1 rRNA gene is annotated in these 2,638 nt (G+C 55.4%); it reads right to left on the reverse strand.

The window, feature by feature from the left end:
- Window positions 1-2,638, reverse strand: a 23S ribosomal RNA gene (locus CIL02_RS08270); the annotation flags it as partial.

A 2,638-nucleotide genomic window follows, 5' to 3' on the forward strand; every position in this document is an offset into this window, starting at 1 on the left:
TGAGGAGTTCTAATCTTGCGGCTGGCTTCGCACTTAGATGCGTTCAGCGCTTATCCAATCCAGACTCAGATACCCAGCGGTGCACCTGGCGGCACAACTGGTAAACCGGAGGTCTGTCCAACACGGTCCTCTCGTACTAGTGTCAGAACCACGCAAAACTCCAACGCCCACGATAGATAGAGACCGAACTGTCTCACGACGTTCTGAACCCAGCTCGCGTGCCACTTTAATGGGCGAACAGCCCAACCCTTGGGACCTTCTCCAGCCCCAGGATGTGACGAGCCGACATCGAGGTGCCAAACCACCCCGTCGATGTGAGCTCTTGGGGGGGATCAGCCTGTTATCCCCGGAGTACCTTTTATCCTTTGAGCGATGCAGTTTCCATACACTTGCACCGGATCACTATGCCCCAGTTTCCTGCCTGCTCGGCATGTCTGCCTCCCAGTCAAGCGCCCTTATGCCATTGCACTCTTAAAGGCCGGTTACCAATCGGCCGGAGGGCACCTTTGGAAGCCTCCGTTACGCTTTTGGAGGCGACCACCCCAGTCAAACTACCCACCAAGCAGTGTCCTCCTAACAAGGAGTTAGACCTCAGACAGCCAAAGGGCCGTATTTCAACGGCGGCTCCAGACACACTGGCGTGCGCCCTTCTAAGCCTCCGGCCTATCCTACACATCGGATGACCAAGGTCAATGCTAAGCTGTAGTAAAGGTTCACGGGGTCTTTTCGTCCCATCGCGGGTAATCGGCATCTTCACCGATACTACAATTTCACTGAGATCATGGTTGAGACAGCGTCCGGATCATTACACCATTCGTGCAGGTCGGAACTTACCCGACAAGGAATTTCGCTACCTTAGGACCGTTATAGTTACGGCCGCCGTTTACCGGGGCTTCAATTCAATGCTTCCCTTGCGGTGACATCTCCTCTTAACCTTCCGGCACCGGGCAGGTGTCAGGCTGTATACGTCATCTTTCGAGTTTGCACAGCCCTGTGTTTTTGTTAAACAGTTGCCTGGACCTATTCTCTGCGCCTCCATCACTGGAGGACCCCTTCTCCCGAAGTTACGGGGTCAGTTTGCCTAGTTCCTTAACCATGAATCTCTCAACGCCTTAGTATGTTCTACCCGTCTACCTGTGTCGGTTTGCGGTACGGGTGCCGACAGGATATGCTTAGCGGATTTTCTCGGGAGTATGATTACCCTCGCTATCGGATTGTCCCGAGGGACGCTCCGTACTCTCAGGTTCGGCTCTAAAGGCGGATTTGCCTGCCTCTATCATAACCTACACCCTTCAACGCACTATTCCGTCTGTGCGCGGAGGTTCCACTGCTCCGTCTCCACGTCGCTCCTGCCGGCAGTAACGGAATGTTGACCGTTTCTGCCATCGCCTTCGCCGCTCGGCTGAGGCTTAGGACCCGACTGACCCCGGGATGAATGACATTGCCCGGGAAACCTTGGACTTACGGCGGGAGGGGTTCTCGCCCTCCTAATCGTTACTTATACCTACATTTGCTTTTCCATACGCTCCAACTACAGTCACCTGACGTATTCTACGCATATGGAATGCTCCCCTACCGATACTTTCTTAAATGCTATCCCGCGCCTTCGGTATCTGCCTTATACCCGATTATTATCCACGCCCGGACCCTCGACCAGTGAGCTGTTACGCACTCTTTGAATGAATGGCTGCTTCCAAGCCAACATCCTGGCTGTCACGGGGACCAGACTTCGTTAGACTAACTCAGGCAGAATTCCGGGACCTTAGACGGCGGTCTGGATTCTTCTCCTCTCGGGGACGGACCTTAGCACCCGCCCCCTTACTGCCGGACTGCGGAGCGCTGGCATTCGGAGTTCGTCAGGTCTCGATAGGCGGCGAAGCCCTCTCGACCTATCGGTCGCTCTACCTCCAGCGCTGAACGTCCGACGCGGCACCTAAATGCCTTTCGGGGAGTACGAGCTATCTCCAAGTTTGATTGGCCTTTCACTCCTACACACACCTCATCCAGAAGCTTTTCAACGCTTATTGGTGCGGACCTCCATCCCGTGTTACCGGGACTTCATCCTGGACATGTGTAGATCACTTGGTTTCGCGTCTGCCACCTCCGACCAACGCCCTGTTCAGGCTCGCTTTCACTATGGCACGGGCACTGAGTGCCTTGGCCCGCCGGAGACGGCAACTCGTAGGTTCATTATGCAAAAGGCACGCCGTCACATCATAAAGATGCTCCGACCGCTTGTAGGCGCATGGTTTCAGGGTCTCTTTCACTCCCCTCATGGGGGTTCTTTTCACCTTTCCCTCACGGTACTGGTTCGCTATCGGTCTCATGGGAGTATTTAGCCTTGCCGGATGGTCCCGGCGGATTCGCGCAGGATTCCTCGTGTCCCGCGTTACTCAGGATACCGCTACACCGCGTCGGACTTCGCGCAGGGGGCTGTCACCCGCTGCGGCCGAACTTTCCAGAACGTCACGCTCGTCCTATGCGTATGATATCGCGGTCCTACAACCCCGAAGGCGCATTGCTACGCCTGCGGTTTGGGCTCTTCCCCGGTCGCTCGCCACTACTGGGGGAATCACGTTTTGTTTTCTTTTCCTCGAGGTACTAAGATGTTTCAGTTCCCTCGGTTGGCGCCATCGGA

The organism is Prevotella sp. P3-122 (assembly GCF_002251365.1).
In the GTDB taxonomy this organism is placed as follows: Bacteria; Bacteroidota; Bacteroidia; order Bacteroidales; family Bacteroidaceae; genus Prevotella.